24 protein-coding genes and 1 tRNA gene are annotated in these 25,788 nt (G+C 69.7%); 18 read left to right on the top strand and 7 right to left on the bottom strand.

The window, feature by feature from the left end; genetic code table 11:
* Positions 1-16: 16 nt before the first annotated feature.
* On the top strand, positions 17-1,579 hold the full coding sequence (locus F9288_RS16265) for a long-chain-fatty-acid--CoA ligase (protein WP_174837747.1): 1,563 nt from the start codon (positions 17-19) through the stop codon (positions 1,577-1,579).
* A 10-nt stretch (positions 1,580-1,589) separates the two neighbouring features.
* Here F9288_RS16265 and F9288_RS16260 read toward each other — a convergent pair whose 3' ends face one another.
* Positions 1,590-1,868: a chorismate mutase gene (locus F9288_RS16260; protein WP_174837746.1), complete on the bottom strand. Its 279-nt coding sequence runs from the start codon at positions 1,866-1,868 to the stop codon at positions 1,590-1,592.
* Positions 1,869-1,975: 107 nt separating this feature from the next.
* Here F9288_RS16260 and F9288_RS16255 point away from each other — a divergent pair, with 107 nt between their 5' ends.
* The 3 genes from F9288_RS16255 to F9288_RS16245 are packed head-to-tail and all read left to right on the top strand — an operon-like array spanning position 1,976 to position 4,687.
* The gene (locus F9288_RS16255; RefSeq protein WP_174837745.1) at positions 1,976-2,986 is read left to right on the top strand and encodes a polyprenyl synthetase family protein; all 1,011 of its coding nucleotides are present in this window, start codon (positions 1,976-1,978) and stop codon (positions 2,984-2,986) included.
* Between the two features lie 4 nt (positions 2,987-2,990).
* Entirely contained in the window at positions 2,991-3,482 is a 492-nt protein-coding gene (locus tag F9288_RS16250; protein ID WP_174837744.1) for a hypothetical protein, read from the top strand.
* A gap of 35 nt (positions 3,483-3,517) precedes the next feature.
* Positions 3,518-4,687 (top strand): glycosyltransferase, encoded by a 1,170-nt coding sequence (locus F9288_RS16245; RefSeq protein ID WP_174837743.1) that lies wholly within the window; start codon positions 3,518-3,520, stop codon positions 4,685-4,687.
* Here F9288_RS16245 and F9288_RS16240 read toward each other — a convergent pair.
* From F9288_RS16240 to yajC, 4 genes are read right to left on the bottom strand one after another with little or no spacing between them, the layout of a single operon-like run.
* Positions 4,672-5,040 (bottom strand): Mth938-like domain-containing protein, encoded by a 369-nt coding sequence (locus tag F9288_RS16240; protein ID WP_174837742.1) that lies wholly within the window; start codon positions 5,038-5,040, stop codon positions 4,672-4,674. The two genes, F9288_RS16245 and F9288_RS16240, sit on opposite strands and share 16 nt — an antisense overlap.
* Positions 5,041-5,048: 8 nt before the next feature.
* Positions 5,049-6,011, bottom strand: a complete 963-nt coding sequence (gene secF, locus F9288_RS16235) for a protein translocase subunit SecF (protein WP_174837741.1) — start codon at positions 6,009-6,011, stop codon at positions 5,049-5,051.
* A gap of 16 nt (positions 6,012-6,027) precedes the next feature.
* Positions 6,028-7,632 carry a protein translocase subunit SecD gene (gene secD, locus F9288_RS16230; protein WP_174837740.1) on the bottom strand — a complete coding sequence of 535 codons (1,605 nt, stop codon included), beginning with the start codon at positions 7,630-7,632 and terminating at the stop codon, positions 6,028-6,030.
* Position 7,633: 1 nt separating this feature from the next.
* Positions 7,634-7,972: a preprotein translocase subunit YajC gene (gene yajC, locus F9288_RS16225; RefSeq protein WP_174837739.1), complete on the bottom strand. Its 339-nt coding sequence runs from the start codon at positions 7,970-7,972 to the stop codon at positions 7,634-7,636.
* A 122-nt stretch (positions 7,973-8,094) separates the two neighbouring features.
* Here yajC and F9288_RS16220 point away from each other — a divergent pair, with 122 nt between their 5' ends.
* The 5 genes from F9288_RS16220 (at position 8,095) to F9288_RS16200 (ending at position 11,126) form a co-directional block, all read left to right on the top strand.
* Positions 8,095-8,400: a putative quinol monooxygenase gene (locus F9288_RS16220; protein ID WP_174837738.1), complete on the top strand. Its 306-nt coding sequence runs from the start codon at positions 8,095-8,097 to the stop codon at positions 8,398-8,400.
* Between the two features lie 47 nt (positions 8,401-8,447).
* Positions 8,448-8,524, top strand: a tRNA-Pro gene (locus F9288_RS16215).
* Positions 8,525-8,719: 195 nt separating this feature from the next.
* Positions 8,720-9,097 (top strand): PDZ domain-containing protein, encoded by a 378-nt coding sequence (locus tag F9288_RS16210; protein ID WP_174837737.1) that lies wholly within the window; start codon positions 8,720-8,722, stop codon positions 9,095-9,097.
* Positions 9,091-9,780, top strand: coding sequence for a response regulator transcription factor (locus F9288_RS16205; RefSeq protein WP_174839133.1), 690 nt, complete (start codon positions 9,091-9,093; stop codon positions 9,778-9,780). The genes F9288_RS16210 and F9288_RS16205 overlap by 7 nt, the downstream gene beginning before the upstream one ends.
* 44 nt (positions 9,781-9,824) lie before the next feature.
* Positions 9,825-11,126 carry a HAMP domain-containing sensor histidine kinase gene (locus F9288_RS16200; protein ID WP_254620913.1) on the top strand — a complete coding sequence of 434 codons (1,302 nt, stop codon included), beginning with the start codon at positions 9,825-9,827 and terminating at the stop codon, positions 11,124-11,126.
* Between the two features lie 43 nt (positions 11,127-11,169).
* Here the strand turns inward: F9288_RS16200 and F9288_RS16195 are convergent, their stop codons facing one another.
* The gene (locus F9288_RS16195) at positions 11,170-11,649 is read right to left on the bottom strand and encodes a peroxiredoxin (RefSeq protein WP_174837736.1); all 480 of its coding nucleotides are present in this window, start codon (positions 11,647-11,649) and stop codon (positions 11,170-11,172) included.
* 106 nt (positions 11,650-11,755) lie between these two features.
* Here F9288_RS16195 and F9288_RS16190 point away from each other — a divergent pair, with 106 nt between their 5' ends.
* The 9 genes from F9288_RS16190 (at position 11,756) to trxA (ending at position 25,173) form a co-directional block, all read left to right on the top strand.
* Positions 11,756-12,316: a YqgE/AlgH family protein gene (locus F9288_RS16190; RefSeq protein ID WP_174837735.1), complete on the top strand. Its 561-nt coding sequence runs from the start codon at positions 11,756-11,758 to the stop codon at positions 12,314-12,316.
* 118 nt (positions 12,317-12,434) lie between these two features.
* Complete coding sequence (gene ahcY / locus F9288_RS16185) at positions 12,435-13,853, top strand: adenosylhomocysteinase (protein WP_174837734.1); 1,419 nt, start codon at positions 12,435-12,437, stop codon at positions 13,851-13,853.
* 112 nt (positions 13,854-13,965) lie between these two features.
* On the top strand, positions 13,966-16,302 hold the full coding sequence (locus F9288_RS16180) for a PAS domain-containing sensor histidine kinase (protein WP_174837733.1): 2,337 nt from the start codon (positions 13,966-13,968) through the stop codon (positions 16,300-16,302).
* A complete protein-coding gene (gene tsaE / locus F9288_RS16175; RefSeq protein ID WP_174837732.1) occupies positions 16,299-16,745 on the top strand; it encodes a tRNA (adenosine(37)-N6)-threonylcarbamoyltransferase complex ATPase subunit type 1 TsaE in 447 nt (148 codons plus the stop codon). The genes F9288_RS16180 and tsaE overlap by 4 nt, the downstream gene beginning before the upstream one ends.
* Positions 16,730-17,710, top strand: coding sequence for an aminoglycoside phosphotransferase family protein (locus F9288_RS16170; protein WP_254620912.1), 981 nt, complete (start codon positions 16,730-16,732; stop codon positions 17,708-17,710). The genes tsaE and F9288_RS16170 overlap by 16 nt, the downstream gene beginning before the upstream one ends.
* Entirely contained in the window at positions 17,707-18,462 is a 756-nt protein-coding gene (locus F9288_RS16165; protein WP_174837731.1) for a nucleotidyltransferase family protein, read from the top strand. The genes F9288_RS16170 and F9288_RS16165 overlap by 4 nt, the downstream gene beginning before the upstream one ends.
* Positions 18,455-21,367: a PD-(D/E)XK nuclease family protein gene (locus F9288_RS16160; RefSeq protein ID WP_174837730.1), complete on the top strand. Its 2,913-nt coding sequence runs from the start codon at positions 18,455-18,457 to the stop codon at positions 21,365-21,367. The genes F9288_RS16165 and F9288_RS16160 overlap by 8 nt, the downstream gene beginning before the upstream one ends.
* Complete coding sequence (gene addA, locus F9288_RS16155) at positions 21,351-24,788, top strand: double-strand break repair helicase AddA (RefSeq protein WP_174837729.1); 3,438 nt, start codon at positions 21,351-21,353, stop codon at positions 24,786-24,788. Before F9288_RS16160 ends, addA begins: the two co-directional genes overlap by 17 nt.
* A gap of 61 nt (positions 24,789-24,849) precedes the next feature.
* Positions 24,850-25,173 carry a thioredoxin gene (trxA, locus tag F9288_RS16150; RefSeq protein ID WP_174837728.1) on the top strand — a complete coding sequence of 108 codons (324 nt, stop codon included), beginning with the start codon at positions 24,850-24,852 and terminating at the stop codon, positions 25,171-25,173.
* Between the two features lie 3 nt (positions 25,174-25,176).
* Here trxA and F9288_RS16145 read toward each other — a convergent pair whose 3' ends face one another.
* A complete protein-coding gene (locus tag F9288_RS16145; protein ID WP_174837727.1) occupies positions 25,177-25,788 on the bottom strand; it encodes a glutathione S-transferase family protein in 612 nt (203 codons plus the stop codon).

Genomic DNA, 25,788 nt, shown 5'->3' with positions numbered 1-25,788 from the left:
TTGGGAGAGGAACAGGATGATCGATCTCGAAGCCATTCAGTGCCTGTCGGACATTCCGGCGGCGCAGGCGAAGGTACGCGGCGATGAGACGGCGTTGCTTTTCGAGGGGCAGGCGATCACCTTCGCGGAACTTGAAGCGCAGACGGCGGCGGTGGCCCGTGCGCTGACCGCCGACGGCGCGAAGCCGGGGCAGCGAATCGCGGTGCTGACCAAGAACCACTCGCGCTGGTTCCCGCTGTTCTTCGGGGCGGGCCGCGCGCGCGCCTGCCCGATGCCGGTCAACTGGCGGCTCTCCGTGCCGGAGATCGCCTTCATCCTCTCCGACGGCGCGCCCACGCATCTGTTCGTCGGCGAGGATTTCTTCGACGCCGCGCTGGAAGCGGTGGCGGGCATGGAACGCCGCCCGCACCTTGTCGCGCTCTATGGCGAGCATCCCGGTTTCGTGCCGTTCGGGACGTGGCTGGCGCGCGGCGAGGGGCATGAGCCGGCCGGGCGTCCCGAGCTCGACGACGATGTGCTCCAGCTCTACACCAGCGGCACCACCGGGCGGCCGAAGGGCGTAGTGCTCACCAACTGCAATTATCGCCGCTTCATGGAGATGGCCGAGCAGGTCCATGGCTTCGCCTATGAGGCGGGGCGGACGATGATGATCGTCATGCCGCTGTTCCATGTCGCGGGCACGAACCTGGGCTTCTCCGGGCTGGCGCAGGGCTGCCGCACCGTGCTGGTCAAGGATTTCGTGCCGGCGGATGCGATCGCGACGATGGTCGAGGAGAAGGTGAGCTATGCCTTCCTCGCGCCCGCGATCATCCAGATGCTGCTCCAGTCGCCACGGATCGCGGGGGTGAGCTTCCCGGAATTGCGCAACATCTCCTATGGCGCGTCGCCGATCTCGGAAGACACGCTGGCGAAGGCGCAGGCGGTGTTCGGGTGCGATTTCATCCAGTTCTACGGCATGACCGAATCCGCAGGCTCCGGCTCCTATCTCTCGCCCGAGGCGCATCGCGCGGGCGGGCTGCTCAAGTCGTGCGGCAAGCCGTGGCCGGGGGTGGAGATGGCGATCATCGGCGCGGACGGCGAGCCGCTGCCGTCGGGCGGGATCGGCGAGATCGTGATCCGCGGCGACATCGTGATGAAAGGCTATTGGAACCGCGACGAGGCGACCGCCGAGGCGCTGGCCGGCGGCTGGCTGCACACCGGCGACGCGGGCTATATGGACGAGAACGGCTATTTCTTCGTCCACGACCGCATCAAGGACATGATCGTCTCCGGTGGGGAGAATGTCTATCCGGCCGAGGTGGAGAATGCGATCGCCGGCTGCCCCGGCGTGGCGGACGTCGCAGTGTTCGGCGTGCCCGACGACAAATGGGGCGAGGCGGTGAAGGCGCTCATCGTGCCGGATGGCGAGGGCACGACTGTGGAGGCGGTGATCGCGTGGGCGAGATCGCGGATCGCGGCGTACAAGGCGCCCAAGTCCGTCGATTTCGTCGATGCGCTGCCGCGCAACCCCTCGGGCAAAGTGCTGCGGCGCGAATTGCGCGCCCAATATTGGGCCGGCCGCGATCGCGCGGTGGGGTGACGGACGGGAGCTATCCCCGCAGCCGCTCGTGGTGGCGGATCACTTCGTCGATGATGAAGCGCAGGAACTTCTCGCTGAATTCCGGGTCCAGCTCCGCCTCTTCGGCGAGGCTGCGGAGCCGGGCGATCTGCGCTTCCTCCCGGCCGGGATCGGCGGGGGGCAGACCGGCGGTGGCCTTGTGCCGCCCGACCGCCTGCGTGATCTTGAAGCGTTCGGCGAGCAGGCAGACAAGCGCCGCATCGATATTGTCGATGCTCTTGCGGTAACCTTTCAGCACGTCGTCCGGCATCTCGCCTCCCGAATCCTTCAGTCGAGAGCCTTTTGCGGGTCGGCCGGCCCATGCGCAAGATCAGGCTTATTGCGTTTTCGTCGCCTTCGCCTAGAGCCGCACTTCAGATGAGCGCCACCATCCACCGTCTGGCCGATCGGGCCCCCTCCCTCGAACCGATGATCGAGCTGGTCGCGGGGGACATGAACCTTGTCAACGCGGCGATCCTCGACCGGATGCAGTCGCAGATTCCGCTGATCCCGGAGCTTGCCGGTCATCTTATCGCCGGCGGCGGCAAGCGGATGCGGCCGATGCTGACGCTCGCGAGCGCGCGGCTGCTCGGCTATATGGGCGCGCGGCATCACCGGCTTGCGGCGGCGGTGGAGTTCATCCACACCGCGACGCTGCTGCACGACGACGTGGTCGACGGATCGGACCTGCGGCGCGGCAAGCGCACCGCCAACCTGATCTGGGGTAATCCGGCGAGCGTGCTGGTCGGCGATTTCCTGTTCAGCCGCAGCTTCGAACTGATGGTCGAGGACGGCAGCCTCAAGGTGCTGAAGATCCTCTCCAATGCCAGCGCGGTGATCGCGGAGGGCGAGGTCAACCAGCTCACCGCCGCGCGGCGGATTGACCTGGGCGAGGATCGCTATCTGGAGATCATCAACGCCAAGACGGCGGCGCTGTTCGCCGCCGCCTGCCGCATCGCCGCCGTGGTGGCGGAGCGTCCGGAGGCGGAGGAAGCCGCGCTCGACGCTTACGGTCGCAATCTCGGTATCGCCTTTCAGCTTGTCGACGACGCGATTGATTATGTGTCGGACGCGGGAATCATGGGGAAGGACGCGGGCGACGATTTCCGCGAGGGCAAGATGACGCTGCCGGTGATCCTCGCCTATGCGCGCGGCGATGAGGCGGACCGGAAATTCTGGAAGGACGCGGTGGAAGGGCGCCGCGACAGCGACGCGGACTTTTCCCACGCGGTCGAACTGGTTCGCGCCACGCGGGCGGTGGACGATACGCTGGCGCGCGCGCGCCACTACGGCCAGCGCGCGATCGACGCGCTCGGCCCGTTCGCTGCGAGCAAGGCCAAGGAGGCGATGGTCGAGGCGGTCGAGTTCGCGGTGGCGCGGGCTTATTGAGCGCATGCCCGCTCCGTTTGGTGCTGCTCTGGTGATCGGCGGCACGGGCATGTTGGCGGCCGCGACGCGATGGTTGGCCGATCGGTCGGGCCATATGATGCTGGTAGCGCGGAATGCCTCGCGCTTTGAAGCCAATGGCACGATCACTTCTCTGGATGCCGACTGGTCCGATCCGGCTTTTCGCGGTCGCATCACGGATGCGATCGCCCAGGTCGAGGCGATCGACGTATGCCTGTTGTGGCTCCATCGGCCGCAACCCATTCTCGACTGGCTGCTGCCGCTTGTTCCGGGCGCGCGGTCGGTGATCGTGCTTGGCGGCATGGACAACCGCCCGATCCTGCCGCGTGGCGTCGGAAACGCTTCCTTCGTCAGGCTTGGCAGCAAGGCGAGTGCGAATGGGCGCCGTTGGCTCGCGCATGGGGAGATATGCACGGCGGCGATCGGTGCGCTGGAGGACGGCCGCTCTCGCATCGTCGGGGAATTGCTCCCGGCTTAGGGCATCTTAACGCGGCTCATGCTAAATCCGGCGCGATGCTGCGCGTGCTGACCCTTTCCTCGCTGTTCCCCGATGCCTCGCGTCCCAATTTCGGAGTGTTCGTGGAGCGGCAGACGCTGGGCCTCGCGGCGCATCCCGACGTGGCACTGACGGTTGTCGCGCCGCTGGGCGTGCCACCTTGGCCGCTGTCGCGGCACAGACATTACCGCGCCTTCACCGACCTGCCAGAACAGGAGGTGTGGAAAGGCGTGGAGGTGCTGCGTCCGCGCTTCGCCGTATTGCCGGGCACCGGGGGGCGATATCATGTCGCGGCGATGCGGCGTGCCGTCTGGCGCGCGATCGCGGGGCGGACGTTCGATGTGATCGATGCGTCATTCTTCTTCCCGGACGGGCCGGTAGCCGTGGGGCTTGGGTTGAAACTCGATCTGCCCGTGTCGATCAAGGCGCGAGGGGCGGACATCCATCACTGGGGCCGCGCCCGCGCCACCGCCGCGCAGGTGGTCGAGGCGGGGAAAGCCGCCGACGGTCTCCTCGCGGTTTCCCGCGCAATGCGGGAGGACATGAAGGCGATCGGCATCCCGTCGGAGAAGATACGGGTGCATCATACGGGGGTCGATCTTGCCCGTTTCGTGCCGCTCGATCGAACGGCGGCGAAGACCGCGCTTGGGGTGAGCGGGCCGCTGGTCGTATCGGTCGGGGCGCTGATCGCGCGTAAGGGGCATGACGTTGTGATCGACGCTGTGGCGCGGCTCGACGGCGTGACATTGCTGATCGCGGGCGAGGGAGAAGCGCGACAGGCACTGGAGGCGCGAATCGCGCGCCTGGGGTTGGGCGAACGGGTGCGCTTGCTCGGATCGGTGCCGCATGACGCGCTGCCCGCGCTGATCGCGGCGGCGGATGTGATGGCACTCGCGTCATCCTCCGAGGGCTTGGCGAATGCCTGGGTCGAAGCACTTGCCTGCGGGACGCCGATCGTCATCACGCCAGCGGGCGGGGCGGAGGAGGTGGTTACCGCGCCGGAAGCTGGACGCGTGGTGCCGCGCGAGGCCGGCGCATTTGCGGCGGCGATTGGGGAATTGCTCGCGGCGCCGCCCTCGGTGGAGGCGGTGCGGGCACACGCGCTGGGCTTCACATGGGAAGCGAATACGGCAGCATTGCATGAGCACCTCGCCGGGCTGGTCACGGCGCGTCAGGCGAGGGGGTAGAGCGCGGCGGCGATCTGCCGCCCCTCGTTGCGCAATACGCCCCAGGCACGAGCAGCGGCGCGGCTGTCCATCGGCTCGATGCCGATGCCGCGTTCCTCCAGCCATGCGACCAGCGCGCGCGGCGGGCGAGAGAGGTCGTTGCCGGTGCCGAGCAGGATGAATTCCGGCGCGGCGGCGACCAGCGGCGCGAGGTCGTCGGGCACCAGATCGGCGAGTAGCGGCGGGGACCAGGTCGCGACCGAATCCACCGTCATCAGCAGCGCGGGGAAGGTGCCGTCATCGGTACGGAACCCAGCCGGGCCGATCCCCTTGACGATCGGCCCGGCGGGATCGCGAGTCCGCTCCAGCCTCACCCCCGGCCTTACCCTTCGCGTGGGCCGATGCGCTCGGCCCGATCGGCGTTGGCGGCGGGGGCAGGCGGCTCGGCGCGCAGACCGAGCGTGATGAGCAGCGAAGACGACACGTAGATCGACGAATAGGTGCCGACCACGATGCCTAGGATCATCGCCGCCGTGAAGCCGCGAAGGACGTGGCCTCCCAGGAACAGCAAGGCGAACAGCGCGAGCAGGATCGTCACCGAGGTCATCACCGTTCGTGGCAGCGTCTCGTTGACGGACAGGTTGATGATCTCGCGCATGTCCATCTTGCGATAACGGCGCATGTTCTCACGGATACGGTCGTCGATGACGATCTTGTCGTTGATGGAATAGCCGATAATCGTCAGCACCGCCGCGACGATGTTGAGATCGAACTCGAACTGAGTCAGCGCGAAGAAGCCGAGCGTCATCAGCAGGTCGTGGACGATCGCCACCACCGTCGACACGCCGAACTGCCATTCGAAGCGGAAGATCGCGAACAGGCCGATGCCGAGGATCGCCAGCACCACCGCCAGCACGCCGTTGCGGATCAGCTCGCCCGAAACCTTGCCGGAGACGGTGGAATAGCGGCTGAACGTCGCGCCGGGGAAGTTCTGCGCGAGCGCGGCCTCCACCTTCTTGACGACGGCGTTGGTGGCGCCCTCGTCGGCGCCCTGCTGCACCGGCAGGCGGACGGTGATCGTCCTGGGATCGCCGAACTGCTGGAGCGAGGCGTCGCCGACGCCGAGCGAATCGACCACCTTGCGAACGTGATCGAGATCGGGCGCGGCCGCGAATTTCTCCTCGATCATCAGTCCGCCTTCGAAATCGACGCCGAAGTTGAGGCCGCGCGCGAAGGTCAGCCCCACGCAGAGCAGGCTCAGCAGCAGCGTCAGCGCGAAGGCCATCTTGCGCAGCCGGACGAAATCGATGTTCGTATCGTCGGGAACGAGCTTCAGGAGTTTCATGGTCTAGCGCTCGCCTTCAGATATTGATCGTCTTGGGCTTGGCGCGGCGCAGCCAGCCAGCCACCAGCATCCGGGTGAAGGTGACGGCGGTGAACACCGAGGTGACGATGCCGATCAGCAACACCACCGCAAAGCCCTTCACCGGCCCCGAACCCAGCACGAACATGATAACGCCGGAAATGGCGTGGGTCATGTTCGCCTCGAAGATCGTGCGGCTCGCCTCCTTGTAGCCCAGCTCGACGGACTGGACGATCGACCGCCCGCGATGCCGCTCCTCGCGGATGCGCTCGTTGATGAGCACGTTGGCGTCCACCGCCGTGCCGATCGTCAGCACGAAGCCCGCGATGCCCGGCAGCGTCAGCGTGCCGTTGATGAGCGCGAGCACGCCGACGATCACGAACACGTTGATGATGACCGCGAGGTTCGCATAGACGCCGAACCGGCCATAGGTGACGAACATGAAGGCCACGACCAGCGCCACCGCGACGGCGGAGGCGAGGATGCCGGCCCGGATCGAATCCGCGCCGAGATCGGGGCCGACGGTCGATTCCTCCACCACCTTCAGCGCCACCGGCAGCTTGCCCGAGCGCAGCGCGATGGCGAGCTGGTTGGCGCTGTCCACCGTGAAGCTGCCGGAGATCGAGGCCCGGCCGCCCATGATCGGCTCGTTGATGTTGGGCGCGGAGATCACCGAATTGTCGAGGATGATCGCGAACGGCTTGTTGACGTTCTCCTGCGTCACCTTGGCGAAGCGGCGGCCGCCCTGGCTGTCGAAGGTGATCGCGACCTGCGGCTCGTTGGTCTGCTGCGAGAATTCCTGCCGCGCGTCGGTCAGCATGTCGCCGGTGATGATCGCCGAGCGCTTCACCGCGATGAACGGGATGCCGGCCGGATTGTTCGGATAGGGCAGGATCTGGCTGCCGATCGGCGCCTGCTTGTTGCGAAGCTGATCCGGCGTGGCGGTCGCGTCGACCAGCTTGAATTCCAGCTTGGCGGTCTTGCCTAGCAGGTCCTTCAGCGCCTGCGGATTTTGCAGGCCCGGCACCTGCACGACGATGCGGCTGCTGCCCTGACGGATGATCGTCGGCTCGCGCGTGCCCAGCTCGTCGATGCGGCGGCGGACCACCTCGGTCGCGTCGCCCATCGCGCGATCGACCGCCTGGTTCAGCCCGGCGGCCGTGGGGGTGAGGACGAACCGGCTGGTGTCCACCACCTGGATGTCCCACTCGCGCTGGCCGGTCATCCCCGCGCCGCCGCCGGTGATCGACAGCAGCCGCTCGCGCGCGGCGTCGACCTGCGTCGGATCGCGCAGCATGAAGGTGAGCTTGCCGTCGCGCGTCGAGATGTCGCCGATCTCGATGCGCGGATTCTGGCGGCGCATCTCGGTCTGCACCTGCTCGCGCATCTGCTCCAGCCGGCTGGACTGGAGATCGTTCACGTCCGCCTCGAGCAGCAGGTAGCTGCCGCCGGCGAGATCCAGCCCGAGGTTGATGCGCGGGTGCGGGATGTGGCCCCATTGATCGGTGATGCGCTGCGGCAGCAGGCTGGGAATGGCGAGCGCCACCAGCACCGCGAGCAGCGCCCAGATCGACAGAACCTTCCAGCGCGGGAAGTCCAGCATGTCAGTCGTTCGCCGGCTTGCCGCCGAGCGGGGTGACTTCCGCCAGCGTCGCCTTGACCACGCGGACGCGGGTGTTCGGGGCGATCTCCACCTCGACCACCGCGTCCTCGACCTTCGTCACCTTGCCCATCAGGCCGCCGGCGGTGACGACCGAATCGCCCTTCTTCACCGCCGAGACGGCGTTCTGGAGCGTCTTCATCCGCCGCTGCTGCGGGCGGATCATCAGGAAATAGAAAACGATGAAGACCAGGAACAACGGCGCGAGGCCGAGGAATCCGGCCATCCCGCCTTGCTGCGCGGCGCCCCCGGCCACCTGGGCGTAAGCTGGAGAAATGAGCATTTTACCCGTTCGTGATTGTTCGGCGGGCGAAAAACCCGCACGGAAGCGTGGCGCGCTATCATCGTAACGAAATCGGCGCAACAGAAGCGGTGCCGAAGCGGCGCCGGACGAAGGAGAGAGCGATGACGATTCTGGTGATGGGCACGATCCGGCTGGCGGCGGGCGAGGGGGCGAAGGCGGCGAAGCTGCTCGCCGATCACGCGGCGACGTCTCGCGCCGAGGCGGGGTGCGACGAATATTGCTTCTCCTTCGACGCCGCCGATCCCGACCTGATCCGCGTCGCCGAGCGCTGGGCGAGCGTGGAGGCGCTGGCGACGCACGGCGCGGCGGAGCATCAGAAGGCGTTCGGCCGCTCGCTGCGTCTCCATTCGCCGCAGGAAATGTCGGTCGATGCGTGGGACGGGACGCACTGGCGCAAGCTGATCTAAGGCCGCTTGCGTTGCGTGCAGGGGGCGCGTAGAGGCGCCCCTCCGGTCGGGGCGTAGCGCAGCCTGGTAGCGCATCACACTGGGGGTGTGGGGGTCGCAGGTTCGAATCCTGTCGCCCCGACCAATTTCATGCAGCGATATGAAGCGTGTCCCCGGCGGGGGCGGATGCGCGCGGCTCAGGCCGATTCGGTCCATGACGGATTTGTCATGGTGCGCCCACGCGGCTTCAAGGGCCGCTGCCGCATGGTCCGGCGTGGATATGCACCATGTCGCGCGCTTCTCATCTTCACCGGATCGACCGCTGCCGGGGCGCCCGGCGATGAACGGGCTGCGCATGGCCGGCTGGGCGGCGGTCGGCGCGGCGGCGGTCGGCGCGGGCGCGTTCGGGCTGCTCGCGGACAATGTCCCGCGCGTCGCCGCGCCGCGCGGCGCGGTGGGCGGCGCGACCTATTCCCCGGTGAGCCATGTCCGGCATCACGCGCTGGTCGTCACCAGCCTGCGCACCGGCGGGGCGGAGGCGGCCGCCGGGCTGAAGGTGGGCGACATGGTGGAGGCGATCGACGGCCATGCCGGCGCGACGCTCGCCACGCTCCGCGCGGCCGAGGCGCGGCGCCCGCCCGCCGTGCTGAAGGTGCAGCGCAATGGTGACGTCTTCACCCTGACCTTGCTAAAGGAGGTGCCGGGAGGCGCATCTTGAGCAAGATCCTTTTGGTCGAAGACGATGATTCGACCGCCGATTACATCTCCAATGGGCTGAGCGAGGCGGGCTTCGTCGTCGATCGCGTGGACAACGGCCGCGACGGCCTGTTCCAGGCGACCGACGGGGGATACGATTGCATCATCCTCGACCGGATGCTGCCGGGGCTGGACGGGATGGCGGCGCTGGCCGCGATCCGCGCGGCCGGCGTGACGACGCCGGTGCTGATCCTCTCCGCGATGAGCACGCCGGAGGATCGCGTCGCGGGCCTCACCTCCGGCTCGGACGATTACCTCACCAAGCCGTTCGTCTTCGCCGAGCTGCTGGCGCGCGTGCGGCTGCTGGTGCGGCGCGGGCAGGCGGGCGGCGCGGCGCCCGAGACCAAGCTGGTGTGCGACGATCTGGAGATGGACCTGCTCGCCCACCGCGTGAAGCGCGCGGGCCGGCCGGTGGACCTCCAGCCGCGCGAGTTCCGCCTGCTCGAATATCTGCTGCGCCATGTCGATCAGGTGGTGACGCGCACGATGCTGCTCGAAGGCGTGTGGGATTATCATTTCGATCCCGGCACCAACGTCACCGACGTGCATATCAGCCGGCTGCGCAAGAAGATCGACGAGGGCTTCGCGCGGCCGCTGCTGCACACGGTGCGCGGCGCGGGCTACAAGCTGGGCGTCGAGCGATAAGGCCGCACCTGCTCCGCTCCACGACGCTGCGCTTCGCGGTGCTGGTGTTCGGGCTTCAGCTCGCCGGGGCGGCGATCACCGTCGGCACGGTGCGCGAGATCACGCGCGGCCAGATCACCGCGGCGGCGGGCGAGGGGGCGGAGCAGGTCCGGCACGGGCTGGTCACGATCTACCGGCGCGGGGGGACGGCGGCGGTGCGGGCGGAGGTGTCGCGCCTTACCCGCGCGCGGGGCCAGCAGCTCGTGCTGCTGCTGGTCGATCGCGACGGGCGGTTCCTCGCCGGCAACGTCGCGGACTGGCCGCCGACCGTCACGGCGGACGGCGGCGCGACGACGATCGAGATCTTCCGCATCGACCGCGACCTGTCGGAGCGGATGCGCGTCATCGCCACCCGCCTGCCCGATGGGAGCAGGGTGCTCACCGGCCATGTCATCGAGAGCGAGCTGCGCTTCGCCCGCGCGATGGAGGAGGCGATGCTGCTGGCGATGGCGGTGGCGCTGATCTTCGCGGGGCTGGCCGGCGTGATCGCGGCGCGGATGATCGAGCGCCGGCTCGGCCGCACCGTCGCGACCGCCGATGCGGTGGCGGCGGGCGACCTCACCCGCCGCGTGCCGCTCGGCGGCGGCAACGACGCGTTCGAGGCGCTGGCGCGGGCGATCAACGCGATGCTCGACCGGATCGCCGCGCTCGTCGGGGAACTGAAGCTCGCCACCGACGGGCTGGCGCACGACCTGCGCGCGCCGCTCACCCGGCTCCGCGCGACGCTGGAGCGCGCGTTGGCCGCCGCGCCCGACGAGGCGGGCCGCGCGACGATCCTGCGCGCGATGGAAGAAGGCGAGCGGCTGCTGGCGATGCTCGACACCGCGCTCCGCATCACCCGCGCCGAGGCCGGGCTGGGCCGCGAGGCGTTCGGCGCGGTCGATATCCACGCGATGCTGGACGGGCTTGCGGATATGTTCGGGCCGCTGGCCGAGGATCGCGGCATGAGCGTGACAGTGGCGCCGGGCGAGCCGATCGCGGTCAACGCCAATCGCGAGATGCTGGGGCAGGCGCTTGCCAACCTGGTGGACAATGCGCTGAAATACGGGGCGGGGGCCATCACCCTGTCGGCCGAAACGGGGCCGCGCGAGGTGACGATCAGCGTGGCGGACGAGGGGCGCGGCATTCCGCCCGAGGCGCGCGAGGATGCGCTGAAACGCTTCGGACGGCTCGATGCGGCGCGGCATGAGGGCGGCGCGGGGCTGGGCCTGTCGCTGGTCGCGGCGGTGGCGCACCTGCACGGCGGCACGCTGACGCTGGGCGACAATGCGCCAGGCCTGATCGCGACGATGACCATCGCGCGCTAGGACCGGGCGTTCGTGCCCCCGCCGGGGCGGGAGCACGGATATATCAGATGCTGGCGAGCATATGCTCGGCGGTGCTCACCTTGAACTCGCCGGGCGCCTCGACGTTGAGCTGCTCGACCACGCCGTCGTTGACGACCATCGAATAGCGCTGGCTGCGCTTGCCGAGGCCGAACTTGGAGCCGTCCATGGTGAGGCCGATCGCCTCGGCGAAATCGCCGTTGCCGTCCGCCAGCATGGTGATGCCGTCCGCGTCGGCGGACTTCGCCCAGGCGCTCATCACGAACGGATCGTTGACGGCGGTGCAGGCCACCTCGTCGATGCCCTTGCCCTTCAGCTCGGCTTCCTTGTCGACGAAGCCGGGCAGGTGCTTGGCCGAGCAGGTCGGCGTGAAGGCGCCCGGCACCGCGAACAGCGCGACGCGGCGGCCCTTGAAATAATCCTCGCTGTCCACCGCCTCCGGGCCATTGGCGGTCGCCTTGACGAGGGTGGCCTTGGGCAGCTTGTCGCCGACGCTGATCGTCATCTGGAATCTCCTGTCGCCGCGCGAATGCGGCCGCCGGCTAGGTCGCAAGGACGGGCGCGATTTTCAAGCGTGGCCTGTACGGCACGCGGCGGCTATGCTGTGCCGAATGGAGTCCGCGACCTTTCTTGCCGGCCAGTTCCTGCTGGCGATGCCGGGAATCGGCGATCCGCGCTTCGATCAGGCGGTGATCGCGATCTGCGCGCATGACAAGGAAGGCGCGATGGGGATCGACATCGGCGCGGCGTTCGACGGGCTGACGCTCCACGACATGCTGCGACAGGTGGATATCGATCCCGGCGTTGCCCCCGACGCTCCCGTCTATCGCGGCGGCCCGGTGGAGACGCGGCGCGGCTTCGTGCTGCACAGCCGCGACTGGGGCGGGGCGGACACGATCGACGTCGCGGGACGCTGGGCCTTGTCGGCAACGCTGGATGCGCTGCGCGCGATCGCGGAGGGCAGGGGGCCGGCGCGCTGGCTGGTCGCGCTGGGCTATGCCGGCTGGGGGCCGGGGCAGCTCGATGGCGAGATGACGCGCCACGGCTGGTTCAACACGCCGGCGGATGATGCCCTGCTGTTCGACGCGTCCGCCGACGAGCGCTGGGAGCGCGCCTTCGCCGCGGCCGGGATCAACCCGCGCCTGCTGGCGGGGGAAGCGGGGACGGCTTGATACCGCTTCTGGCCCTCGGTCGCCATGTCCGCCATTCGATATAAAGATATCTTTATATTTGCATCTGACCGCGTGGGCGCTTATGGGCGCGTGATCCAGCATTTCCCGGAGAATTAACGTGGCAACCGTTCTCGATCGCCCGACCAGTGATTACGTCATCAAGGATATCGCGCTCGCCGATTTCGGCCGCAAGGAAATCGAGATCGCCGAGACGGAGATGCCCGGCCTGATGGCGCTGCGCGAGGAATTCGGCGCATCGCAGCCGTTGAAGGGCGCGCGCATCACCGGATCGCTGCACATGACGATCCAGACCGCCGTGCTGATCGAGACGCTCGTCGCGCTGGGCGCCGACGTGCGCTGGGCGACCTGCAACATCTTCTCGACGCAGGATCACGCCGCCGCCGCGATCGCCGCCGCCGGCATCCCGGTGTTCGCGGTGAAAGGCGAGAGCCTCGCGGAATATTGGGATTATGTCGGCTCGATCTTCGACTGGGACGACGGCACCGGCCAGACCGCCAACATCATCCTCGACGACGGCGGTGACGCGACGATGTTCGCGCTGTGGGGCGCGAAGCTGGAGCGCGGCGAGCAGTTCGGCGAGCCGGAGAATGCCGAGGAGGTGGAATTCCAGCGCGCGCTCAAGGCATTCATCGCGAAGAAGCCGGGCTATCTCACCGAGACGGTGAAGAATTTGAAGGGCGTTTCGGAAGAAACCACCACCGGCGTCCACCGCCTCTACGAGATCGCGAAGAAGGGCGAACTGCCCTTCCCGGCGATCAACGTGAACGATTCGGTCACCAAGTCGAAGTTCGACAACCTCTACGGCTGCAAGGAATCGCTGGTCGATGCGATCCGCCGCGCGACGGACGTGATGCTGGCCGGCAAGGTCGCCTGCGTCGCGGGCTTCGGCGACGTGGGCAAGGGCTCGGCCGCTTCGCTGCGCAACGGCGGCGCGCGCGTGCTGGTGACGGAGATCGACCCGATCTGCGCGCTTCAGGCAGCGATGGAAGGCTATGAGGTGGTGACGATGGAGGAAGCGGTGAAGCGCGCTGACATCTTCTGCACCGCCACCGGCAACGCCGACGTCATCACCGCCGATCACATGAAGGCGATGAAGCCGATGGCGATCGTCTGCAACATCGGCCATTTCGACAGCGAGATCCAGATCGCGGCGCTGTCGAACTACGAGTGGACCGAGGTGAAGCCGGGCACCGACCTCGTGAAGTTCCCGGACGGCAAGCAGATCATCGTGCTCGCCAAGGGCCGCCTCGTGAACCTCGGCTGCGCCACCGGCCACCCGTCGTTCGTCATGTCCTCGTCGTTCACCAACCAGACGCTCGCGCAGATCGAGCTTTGGACCAAGAGCGGCGAATATGAGAACAGGGTCTATGTCCTGCCGAAGCACCTCGACGAGAAGGTCGCGGCGCTGCACCTCGAGAAACTGGGCGTGAAGCTCAGCAAGCTCAGCCAGAAGCAGGCGGACTATATCGGCGTGAAGGTCGAGGGGCCGTTCAAGCCCGATCATTATCGTTACTGATCGGGAATAATGCCCGAAACGAGGGGGTCGCGGTTGCGGCCCCCTTTTTTCATGCCCTGACTCTGCCTATCACCCCCGCCATGACGATCCACGAAGGGCGGGTGCGCCCGGCATGATCGAGATTTCGACCGCCGCCGCGCTGGCCGTTGGCGCGGCCGTCGCGCTGCTGCTGTTCGCGGGCGCGTGGTTGCTGTTCGCCGGATTGCGCGCGACGGCCGGAGCGCGTGCCACCGGCGCGACCAATGCGCGCTACGAGGCGCTGCTGCACACGGCGCCGGCATCGCCGATCATCGCTTATGGCGACGGGCGGATCGAGCTGAACGCTACCGTCGCGCGCTGGCTGGGCGTCGAGGGGTTGCCGGGGCGGATCGACGAACTGGCGAGCGTGCTGCCGGTGGAGACGATCGCCGCGCTCAAGAGCGATATCGCGGCCGCGCAGCGCGCCGGGCGTGGCTTCGCGCGGGCGATGACGCTTCCCGGATCGTCGCGGACGTTGATGTGGCGCGGCGAGCGCGGGCCACAGGAGATGGGCGGCGCTGTCGTCGTCTGGGTGTTCGACGCCACCGACAGCCAGCGCGAGATCGCGCGGCTGACCGGGCAGAAGGACGAGTTGCAGGAAGCGTTCGAGGCGCTGACCAGCCTGATCGAGACCGCCCCGCTGCCGATGTGGTATCGCGGGCCGGACCTGAAGCTGGCGATGGCCAATACCGCTTATGTCGCGGCGGTCGAGGCGGCGGATGCGGCGGACGTGGTGGCGCGCGGGCTGGAGCTTGTCGAAGGCTCCGGGCAGGGCGGGCCGCTCGGCGGCGCGGTGGCGGCGCGCGAGCTGGGGCGCCCGCAGGAGCGCGTGCTGCCCGCGACGATCGGTGGCGAGCGGCGCTCGCTCAGGCTCCATGATATCCCGCTGCCGAGCGGGGGTGTCGCCGGCTATGCGATCGACATCGAGGATCTGGAGCAGGCCCATGCGCGCGAGCGGCGCTTCGGCGAGGCGCAGCGCGCGCTGCTCGACCGGCTCTCGGCTGGCGTGGCGCAATTCGGGCGCGACCGCGCGCTCGCCTTCTGCAACCAGCCGTTCCGTCGCATGTTCGCGATGCGCAGCGAGTGGCTCGCCGACCGGCCCGAATTCGACCGCGTGCTGGAGCGGATGCGCGAGGCGAACCGCGTGCCCGAAGTACGCGATTTCCCCGGCTGGAAGGCGGAGCGGCGCGACTGGTTCACGCAGGACGGCGCGTTCGAGGAGACGTGGCTGCTGCCCGACGGCGCGCATATCCGCGTGCTGGCCCAGCCGCTGCCCGACGGCGGCCTGCTGCTGATCTTCGAGGACCGGACCGAGCAGGTGCAGCTCGCCTCCGCGCGCGACACCCTGCTGCGCGTCCGCACCGCCACCTTCGACAATCTGTTCGAGGCGCTCGCCGTCTTCGCCACCAACGGCAAGCTGCAATTGTGGAACAACCGCTTCCGCGCTTTGTGGGGGCTGGAGGAGGAGTTCCTCAGCGGCCATCCGCGCGTCGATGCGGTGGCGGAGAAGGTGGCCGCGAAGCTCGCCAATCCGGGGCAGGCGCGGTTCATCAACGAGCTGGTTCGCGCCGCGACCGTCGAGCGGCAGACGCGCAGCGGGCGGGTCGATCTGGCGGACGGACGGCATTTCGAGTTCGCGGCGGTGCCGCTGCCGGACGGCAACGCGCTGTTCACGATGCTCGACATCACCGACAGCCGCCGCATCGAGCAGGCGCTGCGCGAGCGCACCGAGGCGCTGGAGAAGGCCGACCGCACCAAGACCGCGTTCGTCGCCAGCATGAGCTATGAATTGCGCACGCCGCTCACCTCGATCAGCGGCTTCGCGGAGATGCTGCACGGCGGCTATGCCGGCAAGCTCACCAAACAGGCCGACGCCTATGTCGAGGCGATCCTCGAATCGGTCGAGCGGCTGGGCGTGATGATCGACGACGTGCTCGACCTGACGCAGGCGGCCGACGAGGGCGAGGGGCTGGATCAGGAGGATATCGACCTCGCCGCGATTGCGCGCGCGGCGGCGGATCGCCTCGCCCCGCAGGCGAAGAAGGACGGGATCGACTATGTCGTGGAGATCAGCCACTCGGTCGGCCGGATCACCGGCGATGCCCGGCGCATCCGCGAGGTGATCGAGCATCTGCTGCGCCACGCGATCGGCGCGGCCGGGAAGGACGGCCGGGTGCTGCTCCACGTGGACGGCAATGCAGGCGCGGCGCGGATCGTGGTGTCGGACGACGGGGCGGGGATGGACGCGGAAGCCGTCGCCCATGCCTTCGATCGCTTTCCCCGGCCGGGCATCGCCAGCGGCGGGGAGCGCGCGCTCGATCTCGGCCTGCCACTCGCCCGGCAGTTCGTCGAGGCGCATCGCGGCACGATCGAATTACTCAGCGAGCCGGGTGAGGGGACCTTGGTCACGGTGGAACTGCCGCGGCGATGATCCGGCTGGCCGATCCGGCGGCGACCGAGGCGATCGGCGCGTCGCTCGCCGCCGTGCTGGCGCCGGGCGACGTGGTGACGCTCGACGGACCGCTCGGCGCGGGCAAGACGAGCATCGCGCGCGGGCTGCTCGCCGCGCTGGGGCTGGCGGGGGAGGCGCCGTCGCCGAGCTTCGCGATCGTCCAGCCTTATGCCCCGCCGGAGGTGCGGCTGCCGGTGCTGCACGTCGATCTCTACCGTATCGACGATCCGAACGAGATGGAGGAGCTGGGGCTGGACGAGGCGCGTCATGATTCCGCGCTGCTGGTCGAATGGCCGGAGCGCGCCGGGCCGGACGCCTGGCCCGATGCGCTGCGGCTGAGGCTGGAGATATTGCCGGATGGCGCGCGCGGGTTGACTTGGGCCGCGCCCCCGGCTTGGGAGCGGCGATGGCGATCGACATGATTCCCCCCGCCGGCGCCGCCGCCTTCCTCGCCGCGAACGGCTGGGCGGGGGCGGAGATTTCGCCGCTGGCGGGCGATGCCTCCTTCCGACGCTATTTCCGGGTGCGCCTCGGCGAACGGCGCGGCGTGCTGATGGACGCACCGCCGCCGCACGAGGACCCGCGCCCGTTCATCGCGGTCGCGCGCTGGCTGGGCGAGCGCGGCTTCTTCGCGCCGGCGATCCATGCGGCGGACGAAGCGGTGGGCCTCGTGCTGATCGAGGATTTCGGCGATGCGCGGATGCGCGAGGCGATCGAGCGCGATCCCGACGCGGCGATGCGGCTCTATGGCGCGGCGATCGACGTGCTGGTGGCACTGCGCGGGCATGAGGCGATGGCGGGGCTGCGGCCCTATGACCTCGCCGAGTTGCAGCGGGAGGCGGGGCTGCTGACCGAATGGTATTGCCCCGCGATCGGACTGGAAGTGGACGCCGCGGGCTATCGCGCGGCGTGGGACAAGGTGCTGGCGCGTGCGATCCCCGAGCGGCCGGTGACGGTGCTGCGCGACTATCACGTCGAGAATCTGATGCTGATCCCGGCCGGGCTGGGGCTGCTCGATTTCCAGGATGCGCTGGCGGGGCATTCCGCCTACGATCTCGTCTCGCTGTTGCAGGACGCGCGGCGCGACGTGGAGCCGTCGATCGAGGAGGCGATGCTCGCCCGCTATCGTGCCGCGACCGGCGAGGGCGAGGCGTTCCTCGACGCCTATCATGTGCTGGGCGCGCAGCGGAACGCGAAGATCGTCGGCATCTTCACCCGGCTGTGGAAGCGCGACGGCAAGCCGCGTTATCCTGCGCTTTGCCCGCGCGTCTGGGCCTATCTGGAGCGCGACCTGAGCTATCCCGCGCTGGCGCCGGTCGCCGCCTGGTTCGATGCGAATATCCCGCCCGAATTGCGTGGCGATCCGATGGTGCTGTCAGGACGATGACCCGACCCAAGGCGATCCGCCCCAACCCCGGCGGCAAGGTGCCGAAGACTGCGATGGTGATGGCCGCCGGCCTCGGCAAGCGGATGCGCCCGCTCACCGCGACGCGGCCCAAGCCGTTGGTCGAGGTGGCGGGCAAGGCGCTGATCGATCATGTGTTCGACCGGCTGAAGGCGGCCGGGGTCGAGCGCGCGGTGGTCAACGTCCACTATCTCGCCGACGCGCTGGAGGCGCACCTGCGCCACCGCGTGAAGGGGATCGAGATCATCGTCTCCGACGAGCGCGGGCAGCTCATGGAGACGGGCGGCGGGCTGGTGCAGGCGCGCGACCTGCTGGGCGACGAGCCGTTCCTCTACGTCAACAGCGACAATCTGTGGATCGACGGGCCGAGCGACGCGATCCGGCTGCTCGCCTCGCGCTGGGACGATGCGGCGATGGACGCGCTGCTGCTGATGGTGCCCTATGCCCGCGCGCACAATCATGGCGGGCAGGGCGACTTCCGCCTCGCGCCGGACGGGCGGATCGTCGGGCGGCGCGGGCGCGGGCAGGTCGCGCCCTTCGTGTGGACCGGCGTGCAGATCATGCACCCGCGTCTCATCAGGGACTGGCCGGAAGGGCCTTTCTCCACCAACCTGTTCTGGGATCGCGCGATCGAGGCTGGCCGCGCCTATGGCGTGGTGCATCAGGGGCTGTGGTTCGATGTCGGCACGCCCGGCGCGATCAGGCAGACCGAGGCGCTGCTGGCCGATGGCTGAAGGCCGGCGGCCGCGAGTCTACACTATCCCGGCGCATCGGGCCTTCGCCGACGCGCTGGTCGCGGGGCTGATGCGACGTCATGGCGGCGACCCGCTGGGGCTGGCGCGCGGGCTGGTGCTGCTGCCGAACAACCGCGCCAAGATCGCGATCACCGAGGCGTTCGTGCGCGCGTCCGGCGGTGGGCTGGTGCTGCCCCGGCTGGTGGCGATCGGCGCGGATGATCTGGGTGAGGCGATCGGCGCCGCGCTCGATCCGGCCGACGACGCGGCGCCCGTGCCGCCCGCCATCGCCCCGCTCGCGCGGCGGATGATCCTGTCGCGGCTGGTGCAGGAGGAGCGTGGCGACCTCGACGCGGCGGAGGCGGTGCGGCTGGCCGGGGAGCTGGCGCGGACGCTGGACCAGCTCATCGTCGAGGAGGTGCCGCCGTCGCGGTTGGCCGAGCTGGACCTCGGACCGGAACTGTCGGAACATTGGCAGCGCGCGCTCGCCTCGTTCCGCGTGGTGCTCGATCGCTGGCCGGGCGAACTGGCGCGGCTCGGGCGGATCGACCTTGCCGAGCGGCGCGCGCGGCTGCTGTCGCGGCTGGCGGAGCGGTGGGGCCTTAATCCGCCGGCCGGGTTCGTCTGCGCAGCGGGCATCACCGATTCCGCGCCCGCCGTCGCGCGGCTGCTGCGTAGTATCGCCTTCTTGCCGCAAGGCATGGTGGTGCTGGCCGGCGTCGATACCGCGATGCCCGAGGAGGAATGGGAGGCGCTCGGCCCGCATCCGGAAGACGAGCGGCGACGCGCGATCGAGGTGCATCCACAATTCCACCTCAAGCTGCTGCTCGAACGCATCGGCGTCGCGCGCTGCGAGGTGGCGACATGGCGCGACGGCAGCGATTTCGACGCATCGGCGGCGCGCGGGCGAGCGATCGCCAATGCGCTCGCGCCGGCCGACTTCACCGGCAAATGGACCGGGCTGGCGGCGGCCGACCGGCGGCTGGCAGGCGTGCGCGCGGCGGAATTCGCCAATCCGGCCGGCGAGGCGCAGGCGATTGCGCTGGCGCTGCGCGGCGCGCTGGAGACGGAAGGGCGGACGGCGGCGCTCGTCACGCCGGATCGCGCGCTGGCGCGCCGGGTGGCGGCGCATTGCAAACGCTGGGATATCGAGATCGACGATACCGCCGGGCGGCCGCTCTCGATCCTGCCGCCGGGGACGTTGCTGAGTGCGATCGCCGAGGCCGCCGCGCAGGATTTCGCGCCGCTCGCCTTGCTCACCCTGCTCAAGCATCCGCTGGTGCGCGCCGGCGAGCAACGCGCGGCGTGGCTCGACGGGGTGCGGCGGCTCGACCGCGCGCTGCGCGGGCCGCGACCCGCGCCGGGGCTGTCCGGCATCGACGCGCGGATGGGCGAGGATCGCTGGTGGAGCGAGGCGTGCGCCCCGCTCGCGCCGATCGCGGCGGCGCTGGGCGCGGCGGATCGCCCGTTCGCGGGACGCATCGCGGCGCTGCGCGAGGCGGCGCAGGCGCTGGCCGGCGACGAGGCGTGGCGCGGCCCCGCAGGGCGCGCGGCGGCGGACCTGCTCGCCGAACTTGAAGCCGAAGCGGCGGCAGGGCCGCGCGCGGTGTCACCGGACGATCTCGCGCCGCTGATCCGGCTGCTGATGGACGAGGTGGCGGTGCGCCCTGCGCAAGGCGGGCATCCGCGCCTCGCCATCTACGGCCTGATCGAGGCGCGGTTGCAATCGGCGGACCTGATGATCCTTGGCGGGCTGAACGAGGGCGTGTGGCCGGGCACGCCAGCGCCCGACCCGTGGCTCGCCCCGCGCATCCGCGCCGCGCTCGGCCTGCCGGGGCTGGATCGGCGGATCGGGGTCGCCGCGCATGACTTCGGGCAGGGGCTGGGCGCGCCGGACGTGCTGATGACCCGCGCGCGGCGCGACAGCCGCTCGCCGACGCTCGCCTCGCGCTTCTGGCTGCGGCTGGAGGCGATGGCGGGGAAGGATTTCGCCCGCGCGCACGATCTCGAAAGCTGGGTCGAGGCGCTCGACCGGCCCGTGGTGTATCTGCCCGCGCCGCGCCCCGCGCCCGCGCCGGCGAAGGAACTGCGCCCGCGCGAGATTTCGGTGACGCAGGTCGACCGCCTGAAGGCCGATCCCTTCGCCTTCTATGCCCAGCGCATCCTGCGGCTCGCCGCGCTCGATCCGGTCGATGCCGATCCCACCGCCGCGTGGCGCGGCACGGCGGTGCATGAGGTGCTGGAGAAATGGGCGCGCGAGGACGGTTGCGCGATCGAGAAGCTGCGCCCGCGCGCGCTGGCGATGCTCGACGATCCGGCGGCGCATCCCTTGCTCCGCGCCTTGTGGCAGCCCCGGCTGATCGCCGCGATCGACTGGATCGCGAACCGACTCGTCCAGCAGCGCGCGGCCGGGCGCGAGGTGTTGCGCGTCGAGGAGAAGGGCGCGGCGGAGATCGCCGGCGTCAGGCTTTCCGGCAAGTTCGACCGCATCGACCGCGCGGGCGATGGCAGCCTCGTCATCGTCGATTACAAGACCGGCAAGGCGCCGTCGCCCTCGGCGGTCGCGGCCGGTTTCTCGATGCAGCTCGGCCTGCTCGGCGCGATCGCGGAGGCCGGCGGGTTCGAGGGAATCGCGGGGACGGCCGGCGGGTTCGAATATTGGTCGCTGGCGAAATATCGCGACGAGTTCGGGCAGGTCACCAGCCCGGTCGATCCGGCGGGGAAGAACGGGCGGATCGTGACGGACGAGTTCGTCGAGCGCGCGCGCCGGGCGTTCACGGCGGCGGCGGAGCAATGGCTCACCGGCGACGAGCCGTTCGTCGCCAAGCTCCATCCCGAATACGCCCCTTATGCCGATTACGACCAGTTGATGCGGCGCGACGAATGGTATGGCCGTGACCGCTGACGCGCTCGCCCCCTTGCCCCCGCTGCGCGGCGAGCAGCGCACCGCGAGCCGGCCGGACAGCCATGTGTGGCTCTCCGCCTCGGCCGGCACGGGCAAGACGCAGGTGCTCGCCGCGCGCGTCTTCCGCCTGCTGCTGCGCGGGGTGGAGCCGGGGGCGATCCTGTGCCTCACCTTCACCAAGGCGGGCGCGGCGGAGATGGCGGCGCGCGTCAGCCAGCGGCTCGCGGCGTGGGTGCGCGCGCCGGAGACGGTGCTGGCGAAGGACCTGATCGCGCTGGGCGAGGAGCCGACGCCGCAGCGCGTCGCGCGCGCGCGCACGCTGTTCGCCAAGGTGCTCGACGCGCCGGGCGGCGGCCTGCGCATCCAGACGATCCACGGCTTCTGCCAGGGGCTGCTCGCGGCCTTCCCGGCCGAGGCCGGTCTGGTGCCCGGCTTCCGCCCGATCGAGCCGCGCGAGGAGGCGCTGCTGATGCGGCAGGCACTCGCCGACCTGCTGGTCGATGCCGAGCGGGAGGGGCGCGACGGGCCGGCGGCGACGATCGGCGCGCTCTCCGTGAGACTGGGCGAGGAGAAAGCGGAGGCGTTCCTGCGCGATTGCGCGCGCGCGGGGCGGGCGCTGGAGGCGCTGCCGGCCGGGGTCGGTCCTTATGTGCGGCGCGCGCTCGGGCTGCCGGCGGGCGATGTCGAGGATACGATCCGCGCGGCCTGCGGTGACGACGCGATCGACCGGCGCGCGCTGGAGACGATCGCCGCGCTCAACCGCGAATGGGGGACGAAGAACGGCGTCACGCGGGCGGAGGCGATCGCGACATGGCTCGCGCTCGGCGCGGAGCAGCGCGCAGCGGCGCTGGATGACCTCCACGCCGTCTGGGCCAGGGCGGACGGCGATCCGCGCTCGTTCGGCAAGGGGCAGGCGCCGCAGGAGCCGGCCTATGCCGATCTCGCGATGCGGCTGCACGGGCAATGCGCGGAGCTGCTGTCGCTGCGCGTGCGCGCCGCCTTCGCCGACCTGCTCGCCGACGCGCTGACGGTCGGGCGCGATTATGCGCGCGGCTATGCGGCGGCGAAGCGGCGGACCGGGGCGGTCGATTTCGACGACCTGATCGCGGCGACGGTCGATCTGTTCGATCAGCCGGGGATCGGCGAGTGGGTGCGCTTCAAGCTCGACCAGATCACCGAGCACGTGCTGATCGACGAGGCGCAGGACACCAATGCGAACCAGTGGCGGATCGTGCGCGCGCTGGTCGACGAATATTTCGTCGGGCGCGGCGTCCATGCCCCTTCGACGCGCACCTTGTTCACGGTGGGCGATCACAAGCAGGCGATCTTCGGGTTCCAGGGCACCGATCCGATCAACTTCGTCGCGGCCGAGCGCTATTTCGCGGGCCGGGCGGATGAGGTGCGCGGCGACGACCATATGCCCGACGAGGAACGCGGGCTGGCGTTCGAGAAGCTGTCGCTGCTCGCCTCGTTCCGCTCCACGCGGCCGGTGCTGGAGTTCGTCGACGCGGCGATCGGGCTGATCGGGCATGAGGCGCTCGGCATGGCGGAGTCGGTGCCGCCGCACGCCAGCGAGGTGCCGGGGCCGGGCGTGGTCGAGCTATGGCCGCCGGTCTGCGCCGGGGCGGGCGAGGGCGACGACGGCGAGGAACAATGGATCGACGATGCGGTGCGCGAGAATGCCGCCCGCATCGCCCGGCAGGTGCGCGCGTGGCTCGATCAGGGGCTGATGCTGGAGAGCAAGGGCCGCGCGCTGAGGCCCGAGGACGTGATGATCCTCGTCAAGCGGCGCGGCGAGCTGGCGCAACTGCTCGTCGCGCGGCTCTATGCCGAGGGCGTGCCGGTGGCGGGCGTGGACCGGCTGCGGCTCAATGCGCCGCTCGCGGTGCAGGATCTGCTCGCCGCGATCCGCTTCGTGCTGCAACCGGAGGATGACCTGAGCCTCGCCATCCTGCTCGTCTCGCCGCTGATCGGCTGGACGCAGGAGGAACTGCTCGACCGCGCCGTGCCGCGATCGGGGAGCTTGTGGCGGCACCTGTCGGCGCGGCATCGCGACCTGCTCGCGCCGCTCGATGCGATGCTGGCGCGGGCGGATTTCACCACGCCCTATCAGTTCCTGGAGGAATTGCTGTCGGGCGCGCTCGACGGGCGGCGCAAATTGCTCGAACGGCTGGGCGAGGAAGCGCGCGATCCGATCGAGGAATTGCTGTCCGCCGCGCTCGATTTCGAGACGAGCGCGACGCCCTCGCTGCAACGCTTCCTCGACTGGTTCGATCGCGGCGAGGTGGAGATCGTGCGCGACGCCGCCCAGCCGCGCGACGCGGTGCGGGTGATGACGGCGCACGGCGCGAAGGGGCTTCAGGCGCCGCTGGTGATCCTCGCCGACGCCACCGCCGACCCGGATGCGGCGATGCGCTCGGCGCTGATGTGGGCGCCGCCCGATCTCGCCGCGCCGCTGCCCGTGTTCCGCCCGCGCAAGGACGAGCGCGCCGGCGAGATCGACGCGGTGGTCGCCGCGACCGACCTGCGCGAGCGGCAGGAGCATTGGCGGTTGTTCTATGTCGCCGCGACGCGCGCCGAGGAAAGGCTGGTGATCGCCGGCTCGCTCAGCGCCAAATGGCAGGGCGTGCCGCCTCCGGAAAGCTGGTACGGCCTCGCCGCCGGCACCTTCGACGCGCTCGGCGTTGCGGGGGAGGGCGTGCGGACCTTCGCCGGCATCGCCCCGCCGACCGCCGCGAAACCGCGCGCCGCGACGCGGGCGGAGCGGTTCGAGGCGCCCGCCGTGCCGGAATGGGCGCGCCGGCCCGCACCCCAGGAGCAGCGCCCGCCGCGCCCGCTCGCGCCGTCGTCGCTTGGCGAGGACGAGGTGGCCGATCCGCCGCCAGGCCCGGCGATGCGCGCGTCGGCCGAGCGCGGGCGGCTGATCCATGCCCTGTTCGAGCGGCTTCCGGCGGTCGCCTCACCCGATCGCGCGCGCGCCGCCGATCGCTGGCTGGCCGATGTGGGACAGGTCGCCGACGCCGCCGGGCGCGCGGCGATCGTCGAGGCGGCGCTGCGGGTGATCGACGATCCGGCGCACGCCGCCTTGTTCGGGCCGGATGCGCTGGCCGAAGCGCCGGTCAGCGCGGTGCTGCCCGACGGCATGGTCGTGGCGGGGACGGTGGACCGGCTGCTCGTCACCGACACGCTCGTTCGCATCGTCGATTTCAAGACCGCACGGCGGGTGCCGCGCAGCGTGGACGAGGTGCCGCCCTATCACCTGCGGCAGATGGCGGCCTATGCCGCCGCGCTCGCGGTGATCTTCCCCGGCCACCGGATCGAGGCGGCGCTGCTGTATACCGGCGGCCCGTTGCTGGTGCCGCTTTCCGCCGACCTGCTGGCGGAGCACAAGCCGCGCTATCGCATGGCGGAGCAAAGCTAGTCGCATGGCCGTTGAGCGCGGACGCGACGCATCCTAGATTGGCCGCGAAGGAGATTCACGAATGGCCACCAAGAAGATCACCGATGCGAGCTTCCACGCCGACGTCATCGCATCCGGCAAGCCGGTACTGGTCGATTTCTGGGCGGAATGGTGCGGCCCGTGCAAGATGATCGGCCCGAGCCTGGAGGAAATCTCCGAGGAACTGGGCGAGCAGGTGACGATTGCCAAGCTCAACATCGACGAGAACCCCGACGCCCCCGGCCGCTACGGCGTGCGCGGCATCCCGACGATGATCCTGTTCAAGGGCGGCAACCCGGCCGCGACCAAGGTCGGGGCGGAGCCGAAGGGCCGGATCAAGGCGTGGCTCGAGGGCGAACTGGGCTGACGCTCAGCTCAGCGGGATGGCGACCCGGCCGGCATAGCCGGGCCGCTCCCGCAGCCTTCGATACCAGTCGGCGAGGCGCGGCATGTCCGGCCGCTCGATCGGCAGCGTGAACCAGGTGTGGATATAGACGCCCATCGGTATGTCCCCGATGCCGAAGCGCGTGCCGGATAGCCACGGCTCGCGGGCAAGTGCGTCCTCCAGTACGGTCAGCATCTTTGCGCAGGCGGCTTTCGAACGCTCGACCGCCGCCGTGTCGCGCTCCTCCGGCGCCTTGCGGACGAGGTTGAGGAATGCGTCCTTTTGCGCCTCGCCGTAGAGGAACTGCCAGTCCATCCAACGATCGGCCAACGCGCGCTCGCGCGGCGATCCGGGCCACAGCCCGGCGTCGGGATGGCTGTCCGCGAGGTAGCGCAGGATCGCGTTCGATTCCCACAGCACGAAATCACCGTCCTCGATCGTCGGGATCAGGCGGTTGGGATTCTTCGCGAGATAGGCCGCGTCCATACCGAACGCGCCGCCCACGTCGATCCGCTCATAGGGCAGGGCCAGCTCCTCCGCGAGCCACACCACCTTCTTGACGTTATGCGAGTTGAGACGACCCCAGATGCGCAGCAT

The organism is Sphingomonas sp. CL5.1, assembly GCF_013344685.1.
Classification (GTDB): domain Bacteria; phylum Pseudomonadota; class Alphaproteobacteria; order Sphingomonadales; family Sphingomonadaceae; genus Sphingomonas.
The sequence above is the reverse complement of the archived record's forward strand: the minus strand, read 5'-3'. Positions and strand labels throughout refer to the sequence as shown.